Below are 25,585 nucleotides of genomic sequence, written 5' to 3' on the forward strand. Positions count from 1 at the left end.
AGACCTCGACAAGCGCACAACGCCATCGGCGCCGCCGATTCGAGATGGGATTGAGAATGACGAAGACGACCATTGCCTGCGCCGGAGTTGCGCTCTTCCTGCTTTCCGGCACGGCCGGCGCCCTGGCCCAGAGCTGCGAGAAGACCTTCGCGGCCGGCGGCGAGCCCTTCCTGACCGGGATCAATTATCGCGCTTCCGGCATCGTCAAGGCCGCTCCGGCCAAGGCCCTGAACGGCCTCAAGCGCGGCATGGCCGCGGAGGGCTTTTCGAATGTCACGGTCGATCAGGAGGAAGGGACCGTGACAGGCTTCAAGGACGGCGCCGGCACCGGCCGGCTGCAGCGCCTGGAAGGAACTGCGCGCAAGGCCGGCAATGGCACGGTGGTCGAGATCTTCTACCAGCTCCAGAGCGGCCAGGTCTCGGACGAAGCCTTCATCCGCACCGCCTTCTGCCGCATCATCAACGGCGCCGGCCGCTGAAGCGGCCCGACAATGGCGGCGCCGCGAGCGCCGCCAAATTTTCCGCTTTACAAGCGCCCCGCTCTGGTGATGGCTCTGGTTTTTAGCGGAGCCTTCACATCATGACCTTTGAAGCTTGGGCCGCCTTCGCCGCCGCCACCGCCGTTCTGCTTGTCATCCCCGGCCCGACCATCCTGCTGGTGATCTCCTATGCGCTCGGCCAGGGCTGGCGCACTGCCTTGCCGATGGCAGTCGGGGTCGCGCTCGGCGACTTCACCGCGATGACCTTGTCCATGCTCGGCGTCGGCGCGCTGCTCGCCACCTCGGCGACGATCTTCACCGCGCTGAAATGGGCCGGCGCGGCCTACCTCATCTATCTCGGCGTCAAGCTCTTCCGCGCCGGCGGCAGCCTCGATGCCGAGCCGCGTCGGGATGCCACCTCAGCGCTGAAGATGCTCGGCCATGCCTGGCTGGTGACGGCGCTGAACCCGAAGAGCATCACCTTCTTCGTCGCCTTCCTGCCGCAGTTCCTCGATCCGAAGGCCGACTTCTGGACGCAGATGCTGATCTTCGAGGCGACCTTCATCACCCTCGCCTTCGCCAATGCCTTCGGCTATGCGCTGATCGCCTCGCGCGCCCGCGCCCTCGTCGGCAATCCGCGCGCCATCGGCCTATTCAACAAGGCCGGCGGCACATTGCTGATCGGCGCCGGCATCGCCACCGTCGCGGTGCGCTCGGGCAGCAACTGAAACGGCTCTCAATTCGCTGCCGGCCGAGCTTTCAGGCGCGCCTCGAACCAGTGGCGCGCCTGCTCGGCCCATTCCTTCGGCGGATCCTCATGGCCGCCGGCATGGAGCATGAGCGAAACCTGCCGACCGCTCTCGCAGTTCGTCCATGAGCGCTGCCAGACCGGACCGCGCACTTCGATTGAATCGGGCCGTGTCGTCTTGCAGCCATTGGTCGCGCGCCAGAGCTGAAGACCTTCGAAGACATCGCCCTGTGCATGGTTGGGGCCGAGCTGGCGGCCTTCGAGTGGGAAGACCTCGTCGCGCCAGCCATGGGTCTGCAGGATGTCGACCGGCCCGGCGCATCTGGTCGGATGCGGTCGCCAGAAATTGCCGGCGAGCGGCACATAGGCCGCGCCAAGGTCCGGCTGCCGGCAGGCGAGATACCAGGTCAGCGAAGCGCCGATCGAGAAGCCGCCGATGAGAACGCGCTTGCGGTCGATATCGAAGCGGGTGGCAGCATCGTCGAGCACCTGCTGCGTAAAGGCGAGCTCGTCGCGCTGCTGCGGCGCGTCCGGCAGGAAGGACCAGCCGCGGCCATAGCGGCTGCCCTGCATGACCAGCCCGTTCGGGCCGAGCACGACATAGCCCGCCTCGACGAAGGGCCGCAGGACGGAGTCGCTCGCCAGGACGGCGTCACCACCTCCACCCGCGCCATGGAAGAACAGGACGGCCGGCCGTTTCTCTCCACGCGGCGGTGCGGCAGCGGGGACGGCCGCATGATAGTCACCGAGCGCGACCTTGCAGGGCTCGGCCTGCGAGCCACAGGCCTGCGCCGCCGTACTGGCGAAACCGAAGAGAAGCGCGGACAAAAAGGACAGTCGTGCCATGTCAGCCTCACGGGACGAGGCCGGACTATGCCTTTCCGCCGGGAACGATCAAGGCTTGACGCTGACCGCATGTGTCAGCGACCTGCAGCTGCGACCGAAGATACTGTCCTGGAGATCACAATGTCCGGCGATGACCGCGCGACACTCGATTTCTACACCGACGAGGCGGAGACCTACGCCGGGCGGGCCCGCGAGCTCGGCGCAGCACGACTGCGGCGCTTCGCCGAGTCGATCCTTGCCGGCGGCCAGGTGCTCGAACTCGGCTGCGGCGGGGGACAGGACAGCGAGGCCCTGCTTGCGCTCGGCCTCGACGTCACGCCGACTGATGGCTCCCCTGAGCTCGCCGCCCAGGCACAAAAGCGCCTTGGCAGACCTGTCCCGGTCCTGCTTTTCGAGGATCTCGTGGCCGATGCCGCGTTCGATGGCGTCTGGGCCAATGCCTGCCTGCTGCATGTCCCGCGCCCGGCCCTGCCCGGCATCCTGGCCAGGGTGCAGCGGGCGCTGCGGCCAGGCGGGGTCTTCTACGCCAGCTTCAAGGCCGGCGAGGCGGAAGGCCGCGACCGCTTCGGCCGCTACTTCAACTACCCGGACGCCGCATGGCTGCGCTCGGCCTATGGCGACGCAGGCTGGCGCAGCCTCGACATCGCCGAGGACATCGGCGGCGGCTATGACAACGAGCCGACACGCTGGCTGCACGTGACGGCGATCAAATTGCCTTGAGTTTCGCGCGGGAATGACGATGGCGCAGGTGATCAGCCCGGCTGCAGCTTGATTATCGTGCCGCCCGGCCCACATCCATCAGCCATGACACGCCGCAAGCTCCTGCGCCTCCTCGGCATCCCCGCCCTCCTCGGCTCGACCGGGTTCGCCTGGGCCTCCTATGCGCGCTCGCGCAATCCTTACTACCAGGGTCCGGTCAGCGACCATTTCGACGGGCTGGTCTTCAGCGACGGCCGGCCGGTCACCAAGGGGCTGGCCGATGTCTTGCGCTGGCAGTTCTCGAAGCGCGAGCGCGAGGTCTTCCCGGCGCTCTATGAAGCGCCACCGCAGGACAAGCCGCCGGCGCGCGTCGAGGGCTTGCGGGTCGTGCATCTCGGCCACGCCTCGTTCCTGTATCAGGTCGCCGGCCTCAATATCCTGATCGACCCGGTCTTTTCCGAGCGCGCGAGCCCGTTCTCCTTCTTCGGACCGAAGCGGGTGAATGCGCCCGGCGTCGCCTTCGCCGACCTGCCGAAGATCGACGTCGTGCTGGTCACGCACAACCATTACGACCATCTCGACGTCGAGACACTGGCAGCGGTCCATGCCCGCGACAATCCGCGCATGATCATGCCGCTCGGCAACGACGTGATCGTGAGGGCGCGCGACGCCGCCATCCGGGCCGAGGCGCATGACTGGGGCGCGCGGCTGGAGCTCTCGGACAAGGTCACCACCACGCTGGTGCCGAGCTATCACTGGTCGGCCCGCGGCGCCTTCGACCGGCGCATGGCGCTGTGGTGCTCCTTCGTCATCGAGACGCCCGCCGGCAAGCTCTTCCACATCGGCGACACCGGCTATCATGACGGCTCGCTCTATGACCGGCTCGGCAGGGAGTACGGCCCGTTCCGGCTGGCGGCGCTGCCGATCGGCGCCTATGAGCCGCGCTGGTTCATGAGCGACAACCACATGAATCCGGAAGAGGCGGTGGCAGTGATGCGTTCACTGCGCGCCGAGCAGGCGCTCGGCCATCACTGGGGCACGTTCCAGCTCACCGACGAAGGTGTCGGCCGCCCGCCCGAGGCGCTGAAGGTCGCGCTGGAGAAGGCCGGACTGCCCGAGGAGCACTTCCGGCCAATGCGGCCGGGGCTCGTCTGGGAAGCTTAGACTGTCGCACCGTCATGCTCGCCCTTGTGGCGAGCATCCACGTCTTGAACACCGAATTCCATCACTGAAGCAAAGACGTGGGTGGTCGGGACGAGCCTGCCCATGACGGCAAGGAGCTGTGCCCTATTTCGGCTGAACGTAGACGTTGATCTCGAGGTTGGGATCACCGGGATCCTTGAGGTCGCTGACATATTCCTCGAGGAAAGCGTCCTTCACGACGATGTTCTTGGCCTCGAGATAGGCCGTGATCGTCTCATAGGTCGAATCGATGTCGTCATAGGGCGCCGTGTGGACGAAGCGCAGCGAGCGTCCCGCCGGTGACTGCCCATTGCGCACGCCGGTCGCCAGCGGCTTTGCTGCGTCCGCCGCCCTGTCGACCGGCAGCATCGCCTCGAATTTGAAACCGTTGTCGTCGGTCTCGACGAACAGGGTCAGCGGCCGGCCGGCGACCTTGAGCCCGGCCTTGTCGGCCTCGCCGCGCAGCAGCCCGATCGCCTCCGAGAGCTTCTGGAAGCCCTGATCCCAGCTCGACTGGCCGGCGAGCAGCAAGACGGGCTTGGCGGTCAGCGGGACTTCGTCGACATCCGAGGGGTCGCCCGGCTTGCCGGCGAGCGTCGCATTGGGGTTGGGGGCGCCCGTCTGCTGTTGCTGCACGGGCGGCGCCGACTGCGGATTGGGCAGTGTCGGCGGCGGCTGGACGGGTTGCGGCTCGATCGGCGTCTGCGGCGTCGGGGCAGGCTGGACCGGCTGGGGCACAACCGGCGTCTGCGGTGCCGGGGGCGGCTGCACGGGCTGCGGCTCGGCCGGGACCGGCGGATTGGCCTGAGTCTGGGTCGGAGCCTGCTGGGCAGGCTGCGCGTTCTGTGCCGGCGTCGCCGTTCCCGGCGGCGCGGCGAGCGGCGTGCTCTCGACAGCGGTCGGCGGCGCCACGCGCGTCTGCGCGGCGGCCGGGTGAACGAAGGCGAACGCTAGAAGAAGCGCGCTGAATCTCGACTGCCGCATACCCGAACATCCCGAGCTGACACGATCGATTCGCGCCGTGCCGCACGCTACGACGATCCCGTTACGGCAGGAAGATCGCGAAGGGTGGCATTTTTTCGGCGTCAGGCTCATATACCCGCATCATCAACGACGTGTGACCATATGAACGCCCTCGCCAATCGCCGGTTCCTCAAGATGAACGGACTCGGCAACGAGATCACCGTGCTCGACCTGCGCGGGACGAAGCATGTCGTCAGCGAAGCCGAGGCACGCGCCATCGCGAGCCAGGAGCGCACCCGCTTCGACCAGCTGATGGTGCTGCACGACGCGAAGGCGTCGGGCATCGACGCCTATGTCCGCATCTACAACACCGACGGCTCCGAGGCCGGCGCCTGCGGCAACGGCACCCGCTGCGTCGCCTGGGCAATGACCGCCGACCCGCAGATGGGGCAAGCCGGCCGCGACGGCCTGCTGCTGCAGACCAAGGCCGGCCTCCTGCCGGTGGCGCGCCTGTCGGAAGCCGTCTTCACCGTCGACATGGGCGCGCCGCGCCTCGCCTGGGACGAGATCCCGCTGGCCGAGCCTTTCGAGGACACCAGCCGCTTCGAACTGCAGATCGGGCCGATCGACGATCCGATCCTGCACACGCCCTGCGCCGTCAGCATGGGCAATCCGCACGCCGTCTTCTTCGTCGACGATCCCTATCGCTTCAATCTCGAGCAGATCGGCCCGCTGCTGGAGAACCATCCGATCTTCCCGGACCGGGCCAATATCGGCCTCGCCGCCGTCAAGGCGCCGGACCATATCGTGCTGCGGGTCTGGGAGCGCGGCGCCGGCATCACCCGCGCCTGCGGCTCGGGCGCCTGCGCGGCGCTGGTCGCCGCGGTGCGCCGCGAGTTTTCCGACCGGAAGGCGACTGTCAGCCTGCCCGGCGGCGACCTCGTCATCGAATGGCGCGAGAGCGACGGCCATGTGCTGATGACCGGGCCTGCCGCGCTCGACTGGGACGGCGTATTGGAGCCCGGCCTCTTCGCCGCCGTCGCCTGATGGGCGTCGAGCTCGTCACCTTCGGCTGCCGGCTGAACCTCGTCGAGAGCGAGACGATCGAACGGCAGGCGCTGGCCGCCGGCCTCGCCGATGTCGCGGTGATCAACACCTGCGCCGTGACGGCGGAGGCCGTACGCCAGGCCGGCCAGGCGATCCGCCGGCTCGCCCGCGAGCAGCCGGCGCGCCCGATCGTCGTCACCGGTTGCGCGGCGCAGATCGAACCCGCGCGTTTCGCCGCCATGCCGGAGGTGGCGCGGGTGCTCGGCAATGCCGAGAAACTCGACATCGCGAGCTGGCAGGCTCTCGCCGGCTCGAACAGCCTGCGCTCCCCGAGCCCATCGGACGATCCGTCGGGCAAGATCATTGTCGGCGACATCATGCAGGCGCGCGACACAACCCCTCAGCGCACCCAGGCCCTCGGCCAGCACACGCGCGGTTTCCTGCAGGTGCAGAACGGCTGCGACCATCGCTGCACCTTCTGCGTCATCCCCCTCGGACGCGGCAATGCGCGCTCGGCCCCCGTTGAGGATGTCGTGGCGCAGGCGCGCCGTCTCGTTGCGGACGGCGCCAGCGAGATCGTGCTGACCGGAGTCGATCTGACGAGCTACGGCCGGGAGCGGCCGGGAGCGCCGACGCTCGGCGCGCTCGTCGGCGCGATCCTCGCCGCGCTGCCCGAACTGCAGCGTCTGCGCCTGTCCTCGCTCGACGCCGTCGAGGTCGATGACGAGCTGCGCGCTCTCATCGCCGTAGAGCCGCGGTTGATGCCGCATCTGCACCTGTCGCTGCAATCAGGCGACGACCTCGTCCTGAAACGGATGAAGCGTCGCCATAGCCGCGCCGACGCCGTCCGCTTCTGTGCCGAGATGCGCGAGTTGAGACCCGATATCGTCTTCGGCGCCGACCTGATCGCCGGTTTCCCGACCGAGGACGAGGCGATGTTCTCGCGCACCCTTGCTTTGATCGAGGACTGCGGCCTGTCCTATGTTCACGGCTTCCCGTTTTCGGCCCGGCCGGGCACTCCGGCGGCACGCATGCCGCAGGTCGCCGGCAGCGTGATCAAGGAGCGCGCAGGCCGCTTGCGCGAAGCGGCAGAGGCCGCCCATGCGCGGCATCTTGCCGCCCGCATCGGCCGGCCGCTTTCGGTGCTGACCGAGCGCGGCGACAGCGGGCGGGCCGAGGATTTCACGCTGGTGCGCTTCAACCGCAGCGTCGCGCCCGGTCAGATCCTGCCGGTGACAGCACACACCCGGGCCGGCAAATGCTTGCTGGCGGCTTGACCGGCCGTTGCTTGCCGCTCATAGCCCGCAGAACTTCGCTCATCTCGCCGCTGTCGCAATCAGGAACCAGCCCGTGGCCATGATCAGACCGCTTCGCTTGCCCGTCGCCCTCGCCGCCAGCCTGCTCGCCGGCGCCGCCGCCGCACAATCCTATGGCGATGCGGCAACCGGCCTGTCCGTCACGCCGCCGGCGGGCTTCAAGGCGGAAGCCGGCAAGCCGCATCCGCAATTCGAGGTGACGATCGACATCAACTCGAAGACCGGCACGCCGAAGGTCGTCAACAGCACCGGCCAGCTCTGCACGCTCGGTTTCAAGCGGGCGACACAGAACGCCCAGCTGACGCGCGAGACCATCAACGAGCAGATGGCCAAGCCGGAATGGCAGCAGCTCTATCGCGAGATGTTCGAGACGATCGGCACCGTGTCCGATCTCAAGCTGTTCGAGCATCAGGGCTTCACCGGCGTCGAGCTGATCGTCGCGCCCAAGGCCGGCCCGAATGCGCAGAACGTGCGCATGTTCACCTCGACCGTGGAGACGGCCAAGGGCCGCACCGCCCTGATCTGTGCCACCGATCAGGCCGGCCTTGCCGCCGCGCTTCCGCAGCTCAAGGCCCTGCGCGCGACGATCCACGCACCGGAATAGGCCGCGCTCAGCCCTTCTGGGCGGCGACCTCCTCGCGCAGTGCCCGACGCAACACCTTGCCGACATTGGTCTTGGGCAGCGCGTCGCGGAAGATGATGTGCTTGGGCACCTTGTAGCCGGTCAGGTTCTCCTTGCAGAACGCGCGCAGCTCCTCTGCCGTTACGGCCGGGTTGCGCTTGACCACGAAGGCCGTCACCGCTTCGCCGGAATGCTCGTCCGGAAGGCCGATCACGGCCGATTCCAGCACGCCGGGATGCTTGGCGAGCACGTCCTCGACCTCGTTCGGATAGACATTGAAGCCGGAGACGATGACCATGTCCTTCATCCGGTCGACGACCTTGACCTGCCCGTCCGGCAGGAGGACGCCGACATCGCCGGTTCGGAAGAAGCCATCCGCCGTCATCACCTTGGCGGTCTCGTCCGGCCGGTTCCAGTAGCCGGCCATCACCTGCGGCCCGCGAATGCAGATCTCGCCAGCCTCGCCAGCCGGCATGTCATTGCCCTCGGCGTCGCGAATGGCGAAATCGGTCGAAGACAGCGGATATCCGATCGTGCCGGTGAACTCGGTGATGTCGGTGCGGTTGACCGAGGCGACCGGTGACGTCTCCGACAGGCCATAACCTTCGATGATCGGCCGGCCGGTGGCGTCTTTCCAGCGCTTGGCGACGGCGGCCTGTGTCGCCATGCCGCCGGCGATGGCGAAGCGCAGTTCCGAGAAATCCACATCCTTGATTTCGGGATGGCTGGCGAGCGCATTGTAGAGCGTGTTGACGCCGGAGAAGAGCGTGAACCGGCTTCCTTTCAGAATCTTCACGAAACCGGCGATGTCACGCGGATTGGCGATCAGCAGGCTCTTGGCGCCGATACGCAACATAAACATGCAGCAGCAGGTCAAGGCGAAGATGTGGTAGAGCGGCAGCGCCGTCACCATGACGTGCTGGTAGTCGCCGCGACCATGCGGCGCCTCGAGCTCCCAGCCGAGCCAGAGCGCGCATTGCGCGACATTGGAGGCGACGTTGTGATGGGTCAGCGTCGCCCCCTTGGCGATGCCGGTCGTGCCGCCGGTGTATTGCAGGAAGGCGACATCCTCGGGCGTAACGGTGACCGGGGTCATCGTCCCCGGCTGTGCGAGGATCGTCTTGAGCGGCACCGCGCCCGGCAGATTGTAAGGTTTGACCACCTTCTTGATCTTGCGGGCGACGAAATTGACGATCGCCCCCTTGAAGCCCATCAGATCGCCCGCAGTGGCGATGACGATCGACTCCAGCTTGAGATTGGGCCGCGCCTCTTCGACGACATGGGCGAAGTTCTCGATCACCACCAGCGCGCGCGCGCCGGAATCGTTGAGCTGATGCGTCAGCTCGCGGGCGGTGTAGAGCGGGTTGACGTTGACCACGGTGAAGCCGCCGAGCAGCGTGCCGAAGATCGTCACCGGATTGGCGAGGATGTTCGGCATCATCAGCGCGATGCGGTCGCCCTTCTTGAAGCCCTGCGCCTGCAGCCAGGCGGCGAAGGCCCGCGCCGCGCGCCCGACCTCGGCAAAGCTGATCGATTTGCCGAAGCTCTCGAAGGCCTGGCGATCAGGGTAGGTCTCGTAGGCCCCGCGGATCAGGTCGGCGAGCGTGCCGACCTTGGCCTCGTCGATGGTCGGCGGCACGGCCGGCGGATAATGCGCCAGCCAGGGACGCGCATCCGATGTCGCCTGAACCGCGGAAAGAACCGTCATCTTCACCCTCCCCTCGGCGGCCCGCCCTGTTGCCGGGCGTGGGTACCGCGTGGCGGACACTCGGCCGTCGGCCGGTCGCGGTCCGCACCTTCTGATTGTCCTGCGCTACACTGCGCAAGCCTTGCGGCGGGCGCAAGCGCTCGCCGCAAGAAAGTTTACATATAAACTTTTGCGCTGCAACAGGCCGAAGGCAGCGCTCTGCCGGATCGCCAGCAACGCGCCAGCCTGGGGCCAGCGCCAAATCCGCCCCTCTCACTTAGTATGTAGACTTTAGTCTACACTAAACCTCCCGACCGGCCCGCCGCGCAAGCGGGCCGGAACGGGCTCTAGCGCGCCTGTGCCATCGCCTGCGCCGCGACGACCGCATCGGCCGGCTTGCCGGCGAGCTCGGCAAGATGGTCGAAACGGGCACTGAACGAGCCGACGCCGGCGGTCGCCGAGCGTAGTTCGACGATCAGTCCGCTCATCTCCGCCTCCGGCATCAACGCGTTGATCTGGTCCCAGCCGCGCCAGCCGGGCCGCGCGTCATAGCCGAGGATCTGGCCGCGCCTTGCCGAGACGATCGCCGAGGCCCGCGACATCGCGTCCGAAGGAATCACGATCTCGACCGCCAGGATCGGCTCCAGCAGCACGGGCCTGGCTTGCGGGCAGGCCTCGCCCATCGCGATCCGCGCCGCCTGGCGGAACGCCATGTCGGAGGAATCGACCGTGTGATAGGAGCCGTCCGTCAGCGTCACCTCGATATCGACGAGCGGAAAGCCGAGCGGGCCGCGCTGGCAATAGTCGCGCACCCCGGCCTCGACCGAGGAGATGTATTGCTTCGGCACGACGCCGCCGGTGATGCGGTCGACGAAGCGGATGCCCTCACCGCGCTGCAGCGGGGCGATTTCCAATACGACATCGCCGAACTGGCCATGGCCACCACTCTGCTTGCGGTGCCGGCCACGGGCGCTGGCCTTGCCGCGCAGGGTCTCGCGATAGCCGATCTGGGTCGCGCCGCTGTCGACATTGACGCCGTAGCGCGCGGCGAGCCGTTCGAGTGCGACGCGCAGATGCATCTCGCCCTGGCCGGAGAGGCGCATCTCGCCGAACTCGGCGCGATGTTCGAGTGAGAGCGCCGGATCCTCCTCAATCAGCTTGGCGAGGCCGGTGTTGAGCCTGACATCGTCCTTGCGGTCCTTGACGCCGACCGAGAGCGCGTGGACCGCCTCGGGCGGCGCGACGGCGCTGACGATGTCGGGCCGGACCTTGCCGACCGCGACCGCATCGCCGGTGCGTATCCCTTCGAGCCGGGCGAAGGCGACGACCTCGCCCTCCTCCGCCACCGGGCGACGCTGTTGCTCGGAGCCCTTGAGCTCGAGCACGCCGGCGATACGGGCCTCGACGCCGCCGGATGAAGTGATCACGTCGCCTTCGGCCATCCGCCCGCGCAGCACGCGGGCCAACGAGAGCTTGCCACCCTGGCCGGACTGCCAGGTCTTGAGCACCAGGGCGAGCGGCGCGCCGCTGTCGACCACGCCGATCCGCCCGCGTGTCACCTCCAGGGACGGCGCCTCGTGCCTCAGCGCCTTGAGCAGCCGGGTCACGCCGTTGCCGCGCTCGGCCGCGCCGATCAGCACGGGCACGACGTGGCGTTCCTTGAGCTCGCGGGCGAGATCGTCGAAGACGAGGTCCCGCGGCGGCTCGATGTCGCCGAGCAGGCCTTCCATCAGCTCGTCGTCATAGTCGGCGAGCTTTTCCAGCATCGAGAAGCGGGCGTCGCGCTCGCGCTCGATCTCTTCGGGCGCCAGCGGCACGACCTCGCTCGGCGCATGCTCGCGATAGATGAAGGCCCGCTCCAATGCGAGGTCGATGAAGCCGACGGCGATACCGCCCTGCCAGATCGGGATCTGCCGCAGCAGCAGCGGGGTGCGCGAGGCGCGCTGCAGCAATCCGAGTGTCTCGCGCACGCGCCGCGAGGCGGAATCGATCTTGTTCAGGAAGAGGAAGCGCGGGATGTCGGCTTCCTCGAGCTCGCGCAGCACGAGCTCCAGCGCAGGCGCCTTGCGGTCGTCGGCCTCGCAGACCACGACCGCGGCGTCCACCGCCGGCAGGACATGGCGCATCTCGTGCAGGAATTCGACGGAGCCGGGGCAGTCGATGAAAGTATAGCGCTCGCCCATGAACTCGACGGTCGCGACATTGGGCTCGGTGCTCATCTGATGGGAGCGCGCTTCGGGGGAGGCGTCGCCGACGCTATTCTTCGTCTTGACGGAGCCGGCGCGCGAGACTGCGCCGCAACGCTCCAATATGCTCTCGAACAGACTGGTCTTGCCGCTCTGGAAGGGACCGACGAGGGCGATGCATCGCGGCCCCCTGCCTCTGTCTCCGGGTGAGCGTCCTCCATTGCCGGACGTCGCAGCCATGTCGTCCTCCTTCGGTTCGGGCCGCGCGCGGACGGTGGCGTTGAAGCCTTTTCGTCCGGGGCGGCGGTTGACCGGCGGGAACGGGAATGGAGCGCCCACGCCGGAAAGGCGGCGGTCGCACAGGCCCGACAGGGTCGGGCGGCCGTCGAAGAGGGATGTCGGAAGGCAGGTTCGCGCCGTTCCGGAGCCGGCGCAAGCGGAATATTGCCGCTGGCTCAGGCCGGCTCCGACCGGCGCGGACCATGCGCCTGCCCCCAATGAGCCATCGCATCGAAGATCGGCGCAAGCGCCCAGCCTTGCTCGGTCAGCGCATATTCGACCTTGGGCGGCACCGTCTCCTGCACGCTGCGCGAGATAATGCCGTCCTCCTCCAGCGCCCGCAGCTGCAGGGTCATCATCCGCTGCGTCACATGCGGCAGGAGCCGGCGCAGCGCGTTGAAGCGGCAGGGGCCACGCGTCAGCTGGAACAGGATCAGCGCCTTCCACTTGCCGCCGATCACGTCGATCGTCGCCTCCACCGGGCACCAGACAAAGGGGATGTCCTTGAGCGACGGACGCATCGGCTGCTCCAATCTGGTATAAAAATTGTGCGTACTTACGCTCCTGATACTGCCCTGTTATCCCGGCTCCATCAACCGATGGAGGACTTGGATGTTTGCGATCATGGGAGCGACGGGACAGACGGGCGGCGCGGCTTTGGCGGCTGCGCTCGCAGCAGGTCATGCGGTCAGGGCGGTCGTCCGCGAGCCGAGCCGCGCCACGGCGCTGGCCGAGACGGGCGCCTTGCTGGCAAAGGCCGATCTCGATGATGTCGAGGCGCTGACGGCAGCCTTCACCGGTGCCGATGCGGTTTATGTCCTGAACCCGGTGCCGCACGCCGCCGAGGACGTCTTCGCCGCCGCGGCAAAGAATGGCGCAGCGATCGCCGAGGCGATCCGCCGCGCCGGCGTCCCGCATGTGGTGGCGCTGTCGTCGAGCGGCGCCCATCGCACGGAAGGCACGGGCATCGTGCGGGCGCTGCACGATTTCGAGCAGGCTTTGCGCGGCGCAGCGCCGTCGCTGACCTTCATCCGCGCGACCGAGTTCATGGAGAACTGGGGTAGCGTCCTCGCTGTCGCGGCCGAGCACGGCATCCTGCCGAGCATGCGCCAGCCGCTCGACGCCGCAGGCGAGACCGTCTCCGCGGTCGATGTCGGCCGGCAGGCGGCTGCCGAGCTCACTCGCCCGCACGCCGGCGAGCGCATCGTCAACCTGAAGGGGCCGGCGGAGTATTCGCCGGAGGACGCCGCGCAAACGCTCGGCGAGTTGCTCGGCAAGCCGGTAGCGGCTGTGCCGACGCCGCGCGAGGAGTGGGAACCCGGCCTCATCGCCGCCGGGCTCAGCGCGAGCCATGCGCGCGAGCTGGCCGGGCTGTACGATGCCATGAACGCCGGCCGGGCCGGCTTCGAGGAGGTCGGCGAGACGCGCCGCGGCAGCGTCACGTTGAAGGAGGCGCTGGCCGGGCTGCTGGGTTAGGCGCGACAATCATCGTCATTGCGAGAAGCGAAGCGACGAAGCAATCCAGCAGCGGCAGAGCGCTACGTCCTTCTGGATTGCTTCGCTTCGCTCGCAATGACGACTCAGCGGTTGCGCCTTTGCCCACGCAATGTCGGCAGGCCGATCCCGACCGCGTCGAAGCCGCCATCGACGGCGAGCACCTGGCCGGTGATGTAGCTCGCCCGGTCGCTGCACAGGAAGAAGATCGCCTCGGCGAGTTCCTCTTCCGCGCCATAGCGGGCGAGCGGGATGGCGTCGTGATAATCCGCACGGATCTCGGGGCTATGCACCGCCTTAGCCATCGCCGTCTCGACCGGGCCGGGCGCGACGGCGTTGACGCGGATGCCGAGCCCGGCGAGCTCGGCCGCCTGCTGCTTGGTGAGATGGGCCAATGCTGCCTTGCTGGTCCCGTAGGCGACACGCAGCGTCGAGGCGCGCAGGCCCGAGATCGAGGTGATGTTGACGATGGCGCCGCCGCCATTGTCGGCCATTACCGGCGCAGCGGCCTGCGTCGTCAGGAACGGCCCATCGAGATTGACCGCTAGCACACGCTGCCATTCAACATAGGTTGTCTCCAGCAATAGCTTGAACACGGCGGTGCCGGCATTGTTGACGAGGGCGTCGAGCCGGCCGAAGCGCTCGACCACCGCATCGACCGCCGCCGCGACCTGCGCGGGCATGGCGACGTCGCAGCCGATTGACATCGTCACCGTCGGCGCGTCGAGCTCGGCCATCGCCTGCGCCAGCTGCGGCTCGTCGATGTCGAGCAAAGCGACACGCCAGTTGTCGGCAAGGAAGCGCTTGGCGGTCGCCAGCCCGATTCCGCGCGCGGCCCCGGTGATGAGGGCGACTTTGGCGATGTCTTGCGGCATGATGCGATCCGGAAAGCTCAAGCGAGGCGGCGACCATAGGCAGGGCGACCGGCCAAGGCAAAACCCTTCCGCCGGCTCAGCGGCGCTCGACAAGAGCCCCGCTCTCCTGTATGGCCACGCCCTCAACTGAAAACAGCGAGCCGAAAGCCCGCGCTACCCGCGCGAACACGGCCATGGAGATAGCCATGAACATCATCGAGCAGCTCGACAAGGAGCAGATCGCCAAGCTCGCCGAGAGCAAGGAGATCCCGCACTTCCAGCCCGGCGACACCGTGCAGGTCAACGTCAAGGTCAAGGAAGGCGAGCGCAGCCGCGTCCAGGCCTATGAAGGCGTCGTGATCGCCCGCAATGGCGGCGGCCTCAACGAGAGCTTCACCGTCCGCAAGATTTCCTATGGCGAGGGCGTCGAGCGCGTCTTCCCGCTGTATTCGCCGAACCTCGACTCGATCAAGGTCGTCCGCAAGGGCAAGGTTCGCCGCGCCAAGCTGTATTACCTGCGCGATCGCCGCGGCAAGTCGGCCCGCATCGCCGAACGCGTCGACGCCAAGGGCGGCAAGGACGGCAAGTAAGCCTTTCTGCCCGCTTCGGGATTTCAGAAACGCGGCCTTCGGGCCGCGTTTTTTGTTTGCCGGCGCTCGACGAAGGCGCGGGGCATAACATTCCCAATACGCATATCAAGGCCGCCAAATAGAGATTGAAATGCGCTCACCGCATTGATATGTAAGCATATCATTAGCAAGCTATCTATGTGGTCACTATGAACTCTCCGGAGCTTCAGGCCGCCTTCACCGCCGAACTGGCTTCGGCCAACCGCAAGCTCAGGGCGCTGGTCGACGAGCGCGCTCGCGACATGGGGCTGACGCTCTCGCGGGCTCGCCTGTTGATGCAGCTCGCCAAGGCCGACGGGCCGATCCAGTCCGACCTTGCGAGCTTGCTCGACATCGAGCAGCCGACGCTGGTGCGCCTGCTCGACGGGCTCGAACGCACCGGCATGATCGAGCGCCGCGCCGCCGAAGGCGACCGCCGCGCCCGGCGCGTCTTCCTGACGCCGATCGCACGCGCCCAGGCCGAGGATATCCTCGCCTTCCTGGCCGAGCTGCGCGCCGGCGTGCTCGACGGGATCGACCCGCACGAGCTGGAGATCGCCTTGCGTGTCCTCACCCGGATGTCGGACAACATCGTCGCCAGCCGGGTCAATCGATGAACGCCCCTGCCCCTGCCCCCCAGGCGGCGCCGCCACCCGCCGCGGCCGGCATGAGCCGCGCCCGTGCGCTCGGCTATATGCTGGCTTCGACGATGCTGGCGATGACGCAGCAGGTCGGCGCCAATCTCGTGGCGACCAATGTCTACCAGATCCAGGGCGATCTCGGCGCCACCGTCGCCGAGACCAACTGGCTGATCGCCGCCTATATGGCGCCGAACGTCTCGCTCTCGATCGCGCTGATCAAGATCAGGATGCAGTACGGCCTGCGCAACTTCGCCGAGATCAGCATCGCCGGCTTCGTGGTCGCCGCCTTGCTGAATTTCTTCGTGCACGACCTGCAATCGGCCGTGGTCGTCCGCTTCATGAGCGGCATCGCGGCCGCGCCGCTGTCTTCGCTCGCCTTCCTCTACATGATCGAGCCGCTGCAGCCGCGCCAGAAACTTACCGTCGGCCTGTCACTGGCGCTGACCAACACCACGCTCGGCATTCCCGTGACGCGGTTGCTCTCGCCGAGCCTGCTCGAGATCGGCGGCTTCCATGGCCTGACCCTGTTCGAGATGGGGCTGGCGCTGGTCGCCTTCGGCCTGGTCTACGCCCTGCCACTGACCACGCCGCCGCGGGTCAAGGTGATCGGCCCGCTCGACGGCGTGAGCTATCTCCTGATCGCGCTCGGCTTCGGCGCCACCGCCGTCGCGCTCTCCCTCGGCCGTATCTACTGGTGGCTGGAAGCGCCCTGGCTCGGCTGGCTCTTCGCCGGTGCGATCCTCTGCCTGACGCTGGCGGCGGTCGTCGAATTGCACCGGCAGAACCCGCTGATCGACATACGCTGGCTGACCAGCCCGGCGACGCTGCACTATGCCACGGTGCTGCTGCTCTTCCGGATCGTGCTGGCCGAGCAGACGGTCGGCGCCTCCAATTTCTTCCAGGCGCTCGGCTTCCAGAACGAGCAGACCATGCCGCTCTATGGCGTGATCCTGGCGGCGATCCTCGCCGGCGGCTTCACCTGCGCAGCACTGCTGCGGCCCGGGCGGGAGAGCGCCTTCTACGCGGCGGCTCTGATCTGTATCATGACCGGCGCCCTGCTCGACAGCAGCGCCACCAGCCTGACCCGCCCGCATGACATCCATCTCAGCCAGGCGCTGGTGGCCTATGGCTCGGCCCTGTTCCTGCCGGCTGCGATGGGACAGGGCCTTGCCCCGGCGCTGGCGCGCGGGCCGGTCTACATCCTCAGCTTCTTCGTGATCTTCCTGTTCACCCAGAGTCTCGGCGGCCTGCTCGGCTCGGCGCTGTTCGGCAGCTTCATCACGCTCCGGACCAGCTTCCACTACAGCCAGCTCGCCGAGCATTTTTCACTGGCCGATCCGCTCGTCGCCCAGCGCATCCAGGAGCTCGCCAGCACCTATGGCCATATGCTGACCGACGCCGGACTGACGCGAGCCGAGGGCGTCACCCTGCTCGCCCAGCAGGCGATCCGGGAAGCGACCGTGCTCGCCTACAACGACGCCTTCCTGCTGATCGCCGTGATCGCCGGCAGCGCGCTCGCTGGCCTACTTGCCCATCTCGCCGCCCTCAATCTGCGGGAGCGCTTCGCCGCTCCGGCCGCCACGTCTGAACCTGCGCCCCAGCCATGACCCGCATCTTCCGCTCCGTCTCGACCTTTATCGCGCTCGCTGTCGGCCTCGCCGGGCTCGGCGTCATCCTCTACGCATGGCGGTTGCCGCCCTTCGCCAGCGCGATCGAGACCACCGAGAACGCCTATGTCCGCGGCCAAGTCACGGTGATCGCGCCGCAGCTCGCCGGCTATGTCGCCGAGGTGGCCGTGCAGGATTTCGCCACGGTCAAGCAGGGCCAGCTTCTCGTCCGCATCGACGAGCGCATCTTCCAGCAGCGGCTGGAACAGGCGCGCGCCAGCCTCGCTGCCCAGCGCGCGGCACTCGCCAATTCCGAGCAGTCCCGCCACGCCGCGGAGGCACGTTTGCGTGCCAGCGAGGCCAATGTCGCCAGCGCCGAGGCAGCCTTGCGTACGGCGGAGGCCAATTGGGGCCGGATCGAGCCGCTGCGCGAGCGTGGCGTCGTCAACCAGACCAATGCCGATCAGAGCCTGCAGGCGCTCGACCAGGCCCGGGCCGGGCTGACGGCGAGCAACGCCGCCGTCGACGTCTCACGTCAGGATGTGCAGAGCGCGATCGTCAACAAGGGTTCGCTCGAAGCGGCGGTCCAGGGCGCCGAGGCCACCGTCCACCTCGCCGAGATCGACCTGCAGAATACCCGCATCACCGCGCCGCAGGATGGACGCCTCGGCGAGGTCTCGGCCCGGCTCGGGCAGTATGTCTCGGCCGGCACGCAATTGATGGCGCTGGTGCCGAGCCAGGTCTGGGTGATCGCCAATTTCAAGGAGACGCAGCTGCCCGGCATGCGGATCGGCCAGAAGGTCTCCTTCACCGTCGATGCGCTGCGCCATGCCAGGCTGACAGGGACGATCGAACGCTTCTCGCCTGCAGCCGGCTCGGAGTTCAGCGTGATCCGGCCGGAGAACGCCACTGGCAATTTCGTCAAGATCGCCCAGCGCGTCCCGGTGCGCATCGCGATCGATCCCGGTCAGGAGCTGGCCGCGCGGCTTTCGCCCGGCATGTCGGTTGTGGTCAGCGTCGACACCGCCCAGCGCTGACAAGCCGCATTACCTGATCAATCAGCGATATCGACGTCGGTGAGCTGGAAGCCGCTCGGCGCCTTCGTGAAGGTGAAGATGCTGCCGCCGCAGGCGATGGCGTAGATTTCGTTCCTGGCGCCATCGCGGTCGTAGACCGGCTTGGCGCGCTGAAGGCAGGTGCGGTTCTTGGCGGTGAAATCACGCGGCCAGGCCTTGGCACGGAACTGCGCGGCGTCGCTGATGGAGGCGTCGGCCATATAGGGCAACCGCGTCATGGCGGCGACGGCCGCCGGATCGTTCGCCTTCAGCGCCGCCCGGAACTTTCCGATGAAGCCGTCGAATTCCTTCTGCACGGCCGGGGACGCTGCGGCTTTCCCGGGAGCTTGCGCGAAGGCGGGAGCGAGGGAGGCGAGTGCAATTGCCATCGCAAGGCCCGGCAGCGTCTTCATGCGTCAGCTCCGTCCGCTCGATCGATCAGCGCGGGGGTGGCTGATCGGGCGGGATGCTACCGCAACGTCACCATTCTCTCCAGCGGCGCAGATCCATTTCCGATGCGGATCACGGATTGACGCGTCGGCTTCGATCCCACCATGTTAGGTTGACCGGCCCGAGAAATTCGCCCTTGCGATGTAGGCTGGCGATTGATCGCCTCGCCATGGCGAGACCAGCAGGAACGTCGAAACCAAGCGGGGTGAAGCGGACCGGCGACGATATGATTTCCCGACCGAGGGGCGGGTGAGCTCGCCCCTGCATCGAAATGGCGGCGATCGGCAAAGAGCCGACGCGAGAACCAGCAATTCTTCCAGGGAGTGGACAACGATGACGATCCGGAAGCTCACATTCGTTCTGGCCGCTGGCCTGCTCGGCCTCGTCCCCGCCAAGGCACAGGAGCAGGTCGAGGTCCTGCACTGGTGGACCTCCGGCGGCGAGGCCGCCGCGCTGAGCGTGCTCAAGGACAATCTCGGCAAGCAAGGTGTCGCCTGGAAGGACATGCCGGTCGCCGGCGGCTCCGGCGTGCAGGCGATGACGGCATTGCGCGCCCGGGTCACCGCCGGCACCCCGCCGACCGCGGCGCAGTTGCTCGGCTTCAACCTGCGCGATTGGGGCTCGCAGGGCTTCGCAGCCAATCTCGACGACGTCGCCAAGGCCAATGACTGGGAAAAGCTGGTCCCCGAACCGCTCAAGGCATTCGCCAAGGATGGCGGCCATTGGGTCGCCGCGCCGGTCAACATCCATTCGACCAACTGGCTCTGGATCAACAAGGCGGCGCTCGACAAGGCCGGCCTGCAGCCGCCCAAGACCCTCGACGAGTTCTTCGCCATGCTCGACGCCTTCAAGGCGCAAGGCATCACCGCCCTCGCCCATGGCGGCTCGCCCTGGCAGGACACCACCTTGTGGGAAGCGGTGGTGCTCTCGATCGGTGGCATGGATTTCTACAAGAAGGCGGTGCTCCAGCTCGATCCGGCGGCGCTGAAATCGGACACGATGCGCAAGGCCTTCGATACGATGACCAGGCTGCGCGGCTATTTCGACAAGGGCTTCTCCGGCCGCGACTGGAATCTCTCCACCGCCATGGTGATCAAGGGCGAGGCCGGCGCGCAGGAAATGGGTGACTGGGCCAAGGGCGAGTTCATCGGCGCCAAGAAGGTGCCGGAGCAGGACTTCGTCTGCATCCGCTTCCCGGGCACGCAGGGCAATGTGCTGTTCAATTCCGACCAGTTCATGATGTTCAAGCTCGGCACCAAGGACATTCCGGCGCAGCACAAGATGGCGGCGGCCGTGCTGGATACGAGCTTCCAGATCGCCTTCAACAAGGTGAAGGGCTCGGCCCCGGCGCGCCTGGGCGTCTCCGACGCCGAGTTCGACGCCTGCGGCAAGAAGGGCATCAAGGATGTCGCCGAGGCGATGGCCGCCGGCACCATGGTCGGCTCGCTCGCCCATGGCTATGCCCAGCCCGACTCGATCAAGAACGCCTTCTTCGACGTCGTGACCCAGCACCTGAACGGCCAGCTCACCACCGACCAGGCGCTGACCCGCCTGCCGGCGGCGATCGCCGCTGCCAAGTAGCCGCCTCTCCTGCCCTCCCGGATGCCGGCACCCTGCGCGCCGGCATCCGCCGGACTCCAGCGCATGACTGCAGCACCCTTGACCGACGCGGCCGGGAGATCGTCGGCTCCCCTGGCCGAACGGCTGCGCCTCGCCTTGCCGAAGCTGGTGCTGGCGCCAAGTTTCGCCGTCGTGCTCGTCTTCGTCTACGGCTTCATCCTGTGGACGATCTATCTGTCGTTCACCCCCTCGCGCATGCTGCCGGTCTATCAGTTGATCGGCTTCGACGCCTATCAACGGCTCTGGTCGCAGCCGAACTGGTATGTCGCGCTGCAGAATCTCGCGATCTTCGGTTCGCTCTATCTGGTGCTGTGCACGGCGATCGGCCTGACCCTGGCGATCCTGCTCGACCAGCGCATCCGCTTCGAAGGGGTGCTGCGGCCGATCTTCCTCTACCCGATGGCGCTGTCCTTCATCGTCACCGGCACGGCCTGGCAATGGTTCCTCAACCCGACGCTCGGCCTCGGGCGCACCCTGCACGCGCTGGGCTGGGAGACATGGGCGCCCGTGCGCTGGCTCGGCTGGGAAAACGCGCAGTTCGACTGGCTGGTCAGTACGGAGACTGCGATCTACACGATCGTCGTCGCCGGCGTCTGGCAGGCCTCCGGCTTCGTCATGGCGATGTTCCTCGCTGGCCTACGCGGCATCGACGGCGAGATCGTCAAGGCAGCGGAGATCGACGGCGCCTCAAGCTTCACCATCTATCGCCGGATCATCATCCCGATGCTGCGGCCGGTATTCCTCTCCGTCTTCATCGTGCTCGCCCACATGGCGATCAAGTCCTACGACCTGGTCAAGGCGCTCACCGGCGGCGGCCCCGGCAACGCCACCGAGCTGCCCTCGACCTTCATGTATTCCTTCACCTATGAGCGCAGCCAGATGGCGGTCGGCGCCGCGAGCGCCGTGATCATGCTGATGACGATCACCGCGATCATCGTGCCCTACCTCTACTCCGAACTCAGGGAGCGGCGCGGATGAGCAGCGGCGCCAGCGCGATGCGTCCCGGCGGCAACGTCGCCTCGCGGATCGTGATCTACGGCCTCCTGGCGATCTTTGCGGTGCTGTTCCTGCTGCCGCTGTTCGTCATGGTGGTCACCTCGCTGAAATCGCTCGACGAATTGCGGGGCGGCACCATGCTGTCGCTGCCGCAGGAGGTGACCTTCGAGCCCTGGCAGAAGGCCTGGAGCGAGGCGCGCATCGGCGTCGGCAGCGTCAATGGCGATGGCATTCGCGGCTTCTTCTGGAACTCCTTCCGCATGGTCGTGCCGGCGGTGATCATCTCGACCATGCTGGGGGCGCTCAATGGCTACGTCCTGACCAAATGGCGCTTCACCGGCCACCAGCTGATCTTCGGCCTGATGCTGTTCGCCTGCTTCATCCCGTTCCAGATCGTGCTGATCCCGATGGCGCGGCTGCTCGGCATCATGGGTCTCGCCAACTCCACCGCCGGGCTGGTGCTGGTCCATGTCGTCTACGGGCTCGGCTTCACCACCCTGTTCTTCCGCAATTTCTACGAGGCCTTCCCGGACGAGCTGGTCAAGGCGGCGCAGATCGACGGGGCCGGCTTCTTCCAGATCTTCTGGCGGATCCTGCTGCCCTCGTCGGGGCCGATCATCGTAGTGACGGTGATCTACCAGTTCACCAATATCTGGAACGACTTCCTGTTCGGAGTCTCGTTCTCCTCCGGCGACCAGGCGCCGATCACGGTGGCTTTGAACAATCTGGTCAACTCCTCCACGGGCGTGAAGGAATACAACGTCCACATGGCGGCGGCGATGATCGCCGCCCTGCCGACATTGCTCGTCTATATCGTCGCCGGCCGCTATTTCGTGCGCGGGCTGATGGCCGGAGCGGTCAAGGGGTGAGCATGAGCGCAGCGTTCCTCGACATACGCGACGTACACGAGCGCATCGGCGCCACGCCGGTGCTCAAGGGCATCAACCTCACCCTCGAGAAGGGCGGCTTCCTGGTACTGGTCGGCCCGTCCGGCTGCGGCAAGTCGACCTTGCTCAACACCATCGCCGGGCTGCTGCCGGTGACCAGCGGCGACATCCTGATCGACGGCCAGACGGTGACGCATCTGGCCCCATCGAAGCGCGACATCGCGATGGTGTTCCAGTCCTACGCGCTCTACCCGAACATGACGGTGGCCCAGAACATCGCCTTTGCCCTGGAAATGCGCAACGTGCCCAAGCCGGAGCGGGAGGCGGCCGTGCGCGCCGTGGCTCAGACGCTGCAGATCGAGCACCTGCTCGGCCGGCGCCCGGCCCAGCTCTCCGGCGGCCAGCGCCAGCGCGTCGCCATGGGACGCGCTCTGGTGCGCAAGCCGCGGGTGTTCCTGTTCGACGAGCCCCTGTCCAATCTCGATGCCAAGCTGCGCGTCGAGATGCGGCACGAGATCAAGCGCCTGCATCAGCGCACCGGCAACACCATCGTCTATGTCACGCATGACCAGATCGAGGCGATGACGCTCGCCACCAAGATCGCGGTGATGCGCGACGGCGAATTGCAGCAGGTCGGCACGCCGGACGAGATCTACAACCGGCCGGCCAATCTCTTCGTCGCCGATTTCATGGGCTCGCCGGCGATGAACCTGCTGACGCTGCGCCATGTCGCCGGCAAGGGTCTGGTCAGCAAGAACGGCGCGGATATCGAGATCGCCCTGCCGCGCAGCGCCTACAACGCGCCCCTGAGCGACGGCCAGGAGGTCATCCTCGGCATCCGGCCGGAGGCAGTGACCGATACCGCCATCACCGACCCGTCCGCCGGCGCGCTTGCCCCGCTCGACATGCAGATCGAGGTGGTCGAGCCGACCGGTTCCGATCTCTACGCCATCGCCCGCCGCGGCGAGGTGACGCTGACCGCGCGCCTGCGCGCCGATGCCCCGGTCAAGGCCGGCGAGACCTGCAGGCTGGCGCTCAACCTGGACAAGGCCGTGCTGTTCGACCCGATCAGCAAGGTGCGGATCTAGGATCCTTCAGGCGAGCCTGGCCAAGCGCTGCAGCAACGTCTGCACATCGTCGGCGTTCTGGTAGAGCCCGAAGCCGACACGCAGGCGATCGCCGCGCAGGTCGACGGTGATTCCGGCCTGCTTCAGCTTCTCATGCCACTCCGCCGCATCGGCGTGGCGGAAGGTCAGGAAGTTGCCACGCGCCGGCTCGCTCAAGGGCACGACAAGGTTCTCAAGCGCGAGCACGCCGCACGGCCGCTGCGCCAGCCCATCGGCAAAGATCGCCTGCAAGGCATGGGCATGGGCGTGGATCGCTGCGACATCGAGGCCCCTGGCGTCGAGCCAGTCGAACATCGCGCCCATGCGGTAGAGACCGGATGGGTCGAAGGTCGCGCCCATGAAGCGCCAGCCGTTCTGCGCATAGCCGATCTCGCCTTGTGCCCCCTCGAGCGCGCCGAAGGAGGCGTACCAGCCGGTGTCGCGCGGCCGCATGGCGAAGCCGGGCGGGCAGTGCATGAAGCACGCGCCTTCGCCCGACATGGCGTATTTGTAGCCGCCGGCGATGTAGAAGGCCTTGCCGGCGATCCCCGAGAGGTCTGTCGGCCGGGCCAGGAAGCCGTGATAGCCGTCGATGACGACGAGCCGGCCGGGCGCCCTGACGCCATCGACCAGTTTTTCCAGATCGGTCAGCGCATAGCCGGAATTGAACTGGACCTGGCTGACGAAGACCATGTCAGGGCCGGGGCCGGTTTGCGCCGCCGCAATCAATCGCTCCGCGAGGCCGGCGAAAGGCTCGGCCGGCACGACGGTGAGCTCGATCAGCCCATCCTCTCCGAGCCGCTCGATCTGGCGCCGGAAGGAATGAAATTCGGCATCGCTGGTCAGGATGCGTGGCTTGCGCTCGCGCGGCAGGCAGGAGAGCAAACGGTTGACGAACTCATGGGTGTTGTTGGCCGGGACGAGCCCATCGATCCCTGGCAGATTGAGATGCCGGGCCACGCCCTGCGCCAGCTTCTGCCAGACCGGCCCGAGCACCTCCTGCCATTTGCCGTCGACGAGGCGGGCGGCATCGTCCCAGGCACGCAGATGGGCCTCGCGCGTCGCATCCGGCCAGAAATGATGGCTGTGAGCGGCGAAATGCAGCTTGGCCGGCCAGTTCTGGCGGAAGCGCGAGAACTCGGCCGCGAGATCGAAGGGCGATCGACCGAGCGCCGCGGGAGCATTCGTCATCTGGTCCATCATCAGGCTCCGCCACCTTGCCGAACCGGCAAAATACTTTAAGCTTAAAATATCTTGCGCCTCTCTCTAGTCAAGGCGCGAGACGAGCGAGGGCGGCATCATGACCAGCGGAACGGGCGATCACCAGAGCCGGATCGAGCCGGGCATGCAGACCGATTTCAAGGAGCGGATGGACTACGGCTCCTATCTCGGTCTCGATCTCCTGCTCGCAGCGCAGAAGCCGCTAAGCGACGCGCCCGACGAGCTCCTGTTCATCACCATCCACCAGGTGCAGGAGCTCTGGCTGAAGCTCGCCGCCCATGAGCTCGACGGCGCCATCGCCGCGATCAGGGCCGACGAATTACAGCCGGCCTTCAAGTCGCTGGCGCGCATCTCGCGCATCCAGGCGCAACTGGTCACTGCCTGGGACGTGCTCTCGACCATGACCCCGGCCGATTATCTCGCCTTCCGCGACGCACTCGGCCAGTCCTCGGGCTTCCAGTCCTATCAGTATCGCGCGCTTGAATTCCGCCTCGGCGCCAAGGATCCGCGCATGGCGGCGATGCACAAGCATCACCCCGAGCACCACGCCCATCTGCAGGCGCTGCTGGAGGCGCCGAGCCTCTATGACGAGGCACTGCGGCTCTTGGCGCGCCGTGGGCTGCCGGTTCCGCCGGAATGTACCGAGCGCGACTGGAGCCAGCCGCATGTCGCGAACGAGGCGGTGAAGGCAGTGTGGCTTTCGATCTACCGCGACACGCACCAATACTTCGACCTCTACGAGCTCGCGGAGGAGCTGGTCGATCTCGAGGACCAGTTCCAGCAATGGCGCTTCCGCCACATGAAGACGGTCGAGCGCATCATCGGCTTCAAGCAGGGCACCGGCGGCTCCAGCGGGGTGAAGTTCCTGAAGACGGCGCTGGAGCGTTCGTTCTTTCCGGAGCTCTGGCAGCTGCGCAGCGAGCTGTAAGGCGAAGACGCGTCTCTAGTTCGTCATGCTCGCCCTTGTGGCGAGCATCCACGTCTTGAACACC

General features: G+C 67.0%; 25 protein-coding genes. 17 read left to right on the forward strand and 8 right to left on the reverse strand.

Translation table 11 applies throughout. The features are described from left to right. Positions 1-56 precede the first annotated feature (56 nt). Both ACWIGM_RS12245 and ACWIGM_RS12250 read left to right on the forward strand, forming a co-directional pair. Positions 57-479: a hypothetical protein gene (locus ACWIGM_RS12245; RefSeq protein ID WP_454026206.1), complete on the forward strand. Its 423-nt coding sequence runs from the start codon at positions 57-59 to the stop codon at positions 477-479. 101 nt (positions 480-580) lie between these two features. Then, positions 581-1,207, forward strand: a complete 627-nt coding sequence (locus ACWIGM_RS12250; RefSeq protein ID WP_454026207.1) for a LysE family translocator — start codon at positions 581-583, stop codon at positions 1,205-1,207. An 8-nt stretch (positions 1,208-1,215) separates the two neighbouring features. On the opposite strand, the gene ACWIGM_RS12255 is transcribed toward ACWIGM_RS12250, so the two are convergent. Beyond that, a complete protein-coding gene (locus ACWIGM_RS12255; protein ID WP_454026208.1) occupies positions 1,216-2,073 on the reverse strand; it encodes a CE1 family esterase in 858 nt (285 codons plus the stop codon). Between the two features lie 120 nt (positions 2,074-2,193). On the opposite strand from ACWIGM_RS12255, the gene ACWIGM_RS12260 reads away from it, so the two are divergent. Next, the gene (locus ACWIGM_RS12260) at positions 2,194-2,793 is read left to right on the forward strand and encodes a class I SAM-dependent methyltransferase (protein ID WP_454026209.1); all 600 of its coding nucleotides are present in this window, start codon (positions 2,194-2,196) and stop codon (positions 2,791-2,793) included. Positions 2,794-2,877: 84 nt separating this feature from the next. Beyond that, positions 2,878-3,936 (forward strand): MBL fold metallo-hydrolase, encoded by a 1,059-nt coding sequence (locus tag ACWIGM_RS12265; protein ID WP_454026210.1) that lies wholly within the window; start codon positions 2,878-2,880, stop codon positions 3,934-3,936. A gap of 123 nt (positions 3,937-4,059) precedes the next feature. Here the strand turns inward: ACWIGM_RS12265 and ACWIGM_RS12270 are convergent, their stop codons facing one another. Next, on the reverse strand, positions 4,060-4,866 hold the full coding sequence (locus ACWIGM_RS12270) for a GyrI-like domain-containing protein (protein WP_454026211.1): 807 nt from the start codon (positions 4,864-4,866) through the stop codon (positions 4,060-4,062). Between the two features lie 213 nt (positions 4,867-5,079). Here ACWIGM_RS12270 and dapF point away from each other — a divergent pair, with 213 nt between their 5' ends. The 3 genes from dapF (at position 5,080) to ACWIGM_RS12285 (ending at position 7,884) form a co-directional block, all read left to right on the forward strand. Continuing rightward, positions 5,080-5,964: a diaminopimelate epimerase gene (gene dapF, locus ACWIGM_RS12275; protein WP_454026212.1), complete on the forward strand. Its 885-nt coding sequence runs from the start codon at positions 5,080-5,082 to the stop codon at positions 5,962-5,964. Beyond that, complete coding sequence (gene mtaB, locus ACWIGM_RS12280) at positions 5,964-7,241, forward strand: tRNA (N(6)-L-threonylcarbamoyladenosine(37)-C(2))-methylthiotransferase MtaB (protein WP_454026213.1); 1,278 nt, start codon at positions 5,964-5,966, stop codon at positions 7,239-7,241. Before dapF ends, mtaB begins: the two co-directional genes overlap by 1 nt. A gap of 73 nt (positions 7,242-7,314) precedes the next feature. After that, a complete protein-coding gene (locus ACWIGM_RS12285; RefSeq protein ID WP_454026214.1) occupies positions 7,315-7,884 on the forward strand; it encodes a hypothetical protein in 570 nt (189 codons plus the stop codon). Positions 7,885-7,891: 7 nt separating this feature from the next. On the opposite strand, the gene ACWIGM_RS12290 is transcribed toward ACWIGM_RS12285, so the two are convergent. The 3 genes from ACWIGM_RS12290 to ACWIGM_RS12300 form a co-directional block, all read right to left on the reverse strand. Continuing rightward, complete coding sequence (locus ACWIGM_RS12290) at positions 7,892-9,610, reverse strand: AMP-binding protein (RefSeq protein ID WP_454026215.1); 1,719 nt, start codon at positions 9,608-9,610, stop codon at positions 7,892-7,894. A gap of 326 nt (positions 9,611-9,936) precedes the next feature. Beyond that, positions 9,937-12,015 carry an elongation factor G gene (locus ACWIGM_RS12295; RefSeq protein WP_454026216.1) on the reverse strand — a complete coding sequence of 693 codons (2,079 nt, stop codon included), beginning with the start codon at positions 12,013-12,015 and terminating at the stop codon, positions 9,937-9,939. 215 nt (positions 12,016-12,230) lie between these two features. Further along, entirely contained in the window at positions 12,231-12,575 is a 345-nt protein-coding gene (locus tag ACWIGM_RS12300; RefSeq protein WP_454026217.1) for a winged helix-turn-helix transcriptional regulator, read from the reverse strand. A 91-nt stretch (positions 12,576-12,666) separates the two neighbouring features. Between ACWIGM_RS12300 and ACWIGM_RS12305 the strand changes: the two genes are divergently transcribed. Continuing rightward, complete coding sequence (locus ACWIGM_RS12305; RefSeq protein WP_454026218.1) at positions 12,667-13,530, forward strand: NmrA family NAD(P)-binding protein; 864 nt, start codon at positions 12,667-12,669, stop codon at positions 13,528-13,530. A gap of 104 nt (positions 13,531-13,634) precedes the next feature. Here ACWIGM_RS12305 and ACWIGM_RS12310 read toward each other — a convergent pair whose 3' ends face one another. Further along, positions 13,635-14,423, reverse strand: a complete 789-nt coding sequence (locus ACWIGM_RS12310) for an SDR family NAD(P)-dependent oxidoreductase (protein WP_454026219.1) — start codon at positions 14,421-14,423, stop codon at positions 13,635-13,637. 185 nt (positions 14,424-14,608) lie between these two features. Here ACWIGM_RS12310 and rplS point away from each other — a divergent pair, with 185 nt between their 5' ends. The 4 genes from rplS to ACWIGM_RS12330 all read left to right on the forward strand — a co-directional run bounded on the left by rplS (position 14,609) and on the right by ACWIGM_RS12330 (position 18,295). Continuing rightward, positions 14,609-14,992, forward strand: coding sequence for a 50S ribosomal protein L19 (gene rplS / locus ACWIGM_RS12315; RefSeq protein ID WP_454026220.1), 384 nt, complete (start codon positions 14,609-14,611; stop codon positions 14,990-14,992). 188 nt (positions 14,993-15,180) lie between these two features. Continuing rightward, entirely contained in the window at positions 15,181-15,627 is a 447-nt protein-coding gene (locus ACWIGM_RS12320; RefSeq protein ID WP_454026221.1) for a MarR family winged helix-turn-helix transcriptional regulator, read from the forward strand. Beyond that, entirely contained in the window at positions 15,624-17,258 is a 1,635-nt protein-coding gene (locus ACWIGM_RS12325) for an efflux MFS transporter permease (protein ID WP_454026222.1), read from the forward strand. The genes ACWIGM_RS12320 and ACWIGM_RS12325 overlap by 4 nt, the downstream gene beginning before the upstream one ends. Beyond that, the gene (locus tag ACWIGM_RS12330) at positions 17,255-18,295 is read left to right on the forward strand and encodes an HlyD family secretion protein (RefSeq protein WP_454026223.1); all 1,041 of its coding nucleotides are present in this window, start codon (positions 17,255-17,257) and stop codon (positions 18,293-18,295) included. The genes ACWIGM_RS12325 and ACWIGM_RS12330 overlap by 4 nt, the downstream gene beginning before the upstream one ends. Positions 18,296-18,312: 17 nt before the next feature. On the opposite strand, the gene ACWIGM_RS12335 is transcribed toward ACWIGM_RS12330, so the two are convergent. Then, positions 18,313-18,726: a hypothetical protein gene (locus tag ACWIGM_RS12335; RefSeq protein WP_454026224.1), complete on the reverse strand. Its 414-nt coding sequence runs from the start codon at positions 18,724-18,726 to the stop codon at positions 18,313-18,315. 370 nt (positions 18,727-19,096) lie between these two features. Here ACWIGM_RS12335 and ACWIGM_RS12340 point away from each other — a divergent pair, with 370 nt between their 5' ends. The 4 genes from ACWIGM_RS12340 (at position 19,097) to ACWIGM_RS12355 (ending at position 23,354) form a co-directional block, all read left to right on the forward strand. Continuing rightward, complete coding sequence (locus ACWIGM_RS12340) at positions 19,097-20,344, forward strand: ABC transporter substrate-binding protein (RefSeq protein ID WP_454026225.1); 1,248 nt, start codon at positions 19,097-19,099, stop codon at positions 20,342-20,344. 63 nt (positions 20,345-20,407) lie between these two features. Continuing rightward, positions 20,408-21,361: a carbohydrate ABC transporter permease gene (locus ACWIGM_RS12345; protein WP_454026226.1), complete on the forward strand. Its 954-nt coding sequence runs from the start codon at positions 20,408-20,410 to the stop codon at positions 21,359-21,361. Then, positions 21,358-22,248 carry a carbohydrate ABC transporter permease gene (locus ACWIGM_RS12350; RefSeq protein ID WP_454026227.1) on the forward strand — a complete coding sequence of 297 codons (891 nt, stop codon included), beginning with the start codon at positions 21,358-21,360 and terminating at the stop codon, positions 22,246-22,248. Before ACWIGM_RS12345 ends, ACWIGM_RS12350 begins: the two co-directional genes overlap by 4 nt. Positions 22,249-22,250: 2 nt before the next feature. Continuing rightward, on the forward strand, positions 22,251-23,354 hold the full coding sequence (locus ACWIGM_RS12355) for an ABC transporter ATP-binding protein (RefSeq protein ID WP_454026228.1): 1,104 nt from the start codon (positions 22,251-22,253) through the stop codon (positions 23,352-23,354). Between the two features lie 6 nt (positions 23,355-23,360). Here ACWIGM_RS12355 and ACWIGM_RS12360 read toward each other — a convergent pair whose 3' ends face one another. Further along, entirely contained in the window at positions 23,361-24,563 is a 1,203-nt protein-coding gene (locus ACWIGM_RS12360; RefSeq protein ID WP_454026229.1) for an aminotransferase class V-fold PLP-dependent enzyme, read from the reverse strand. A 109-nt stretch (positions 24,564-24,672) separates the two neighbouring features. Between ACWIGM_RS12360 and kynA the strand changes: the two genes are divergently transcribed. Next, positions 24,673-25,521, forward strand: a complete 849-nt coding sequence (gene kynA, locus ACWIGM_RS12365) for a tryptophan 2,3-dioxygenase (protein ID WP_454026230.1) — start codon at positions 24,673-24,675, stop codon at positions 25,519-25,521. The last annotated feature ends 64 nt before the right edge of the window (positions 25,522-25,585 follow it).

The sequence above is a fragment of the Allobosea sp. NPDC055332 genome (genome assembly GCF_053645455.1).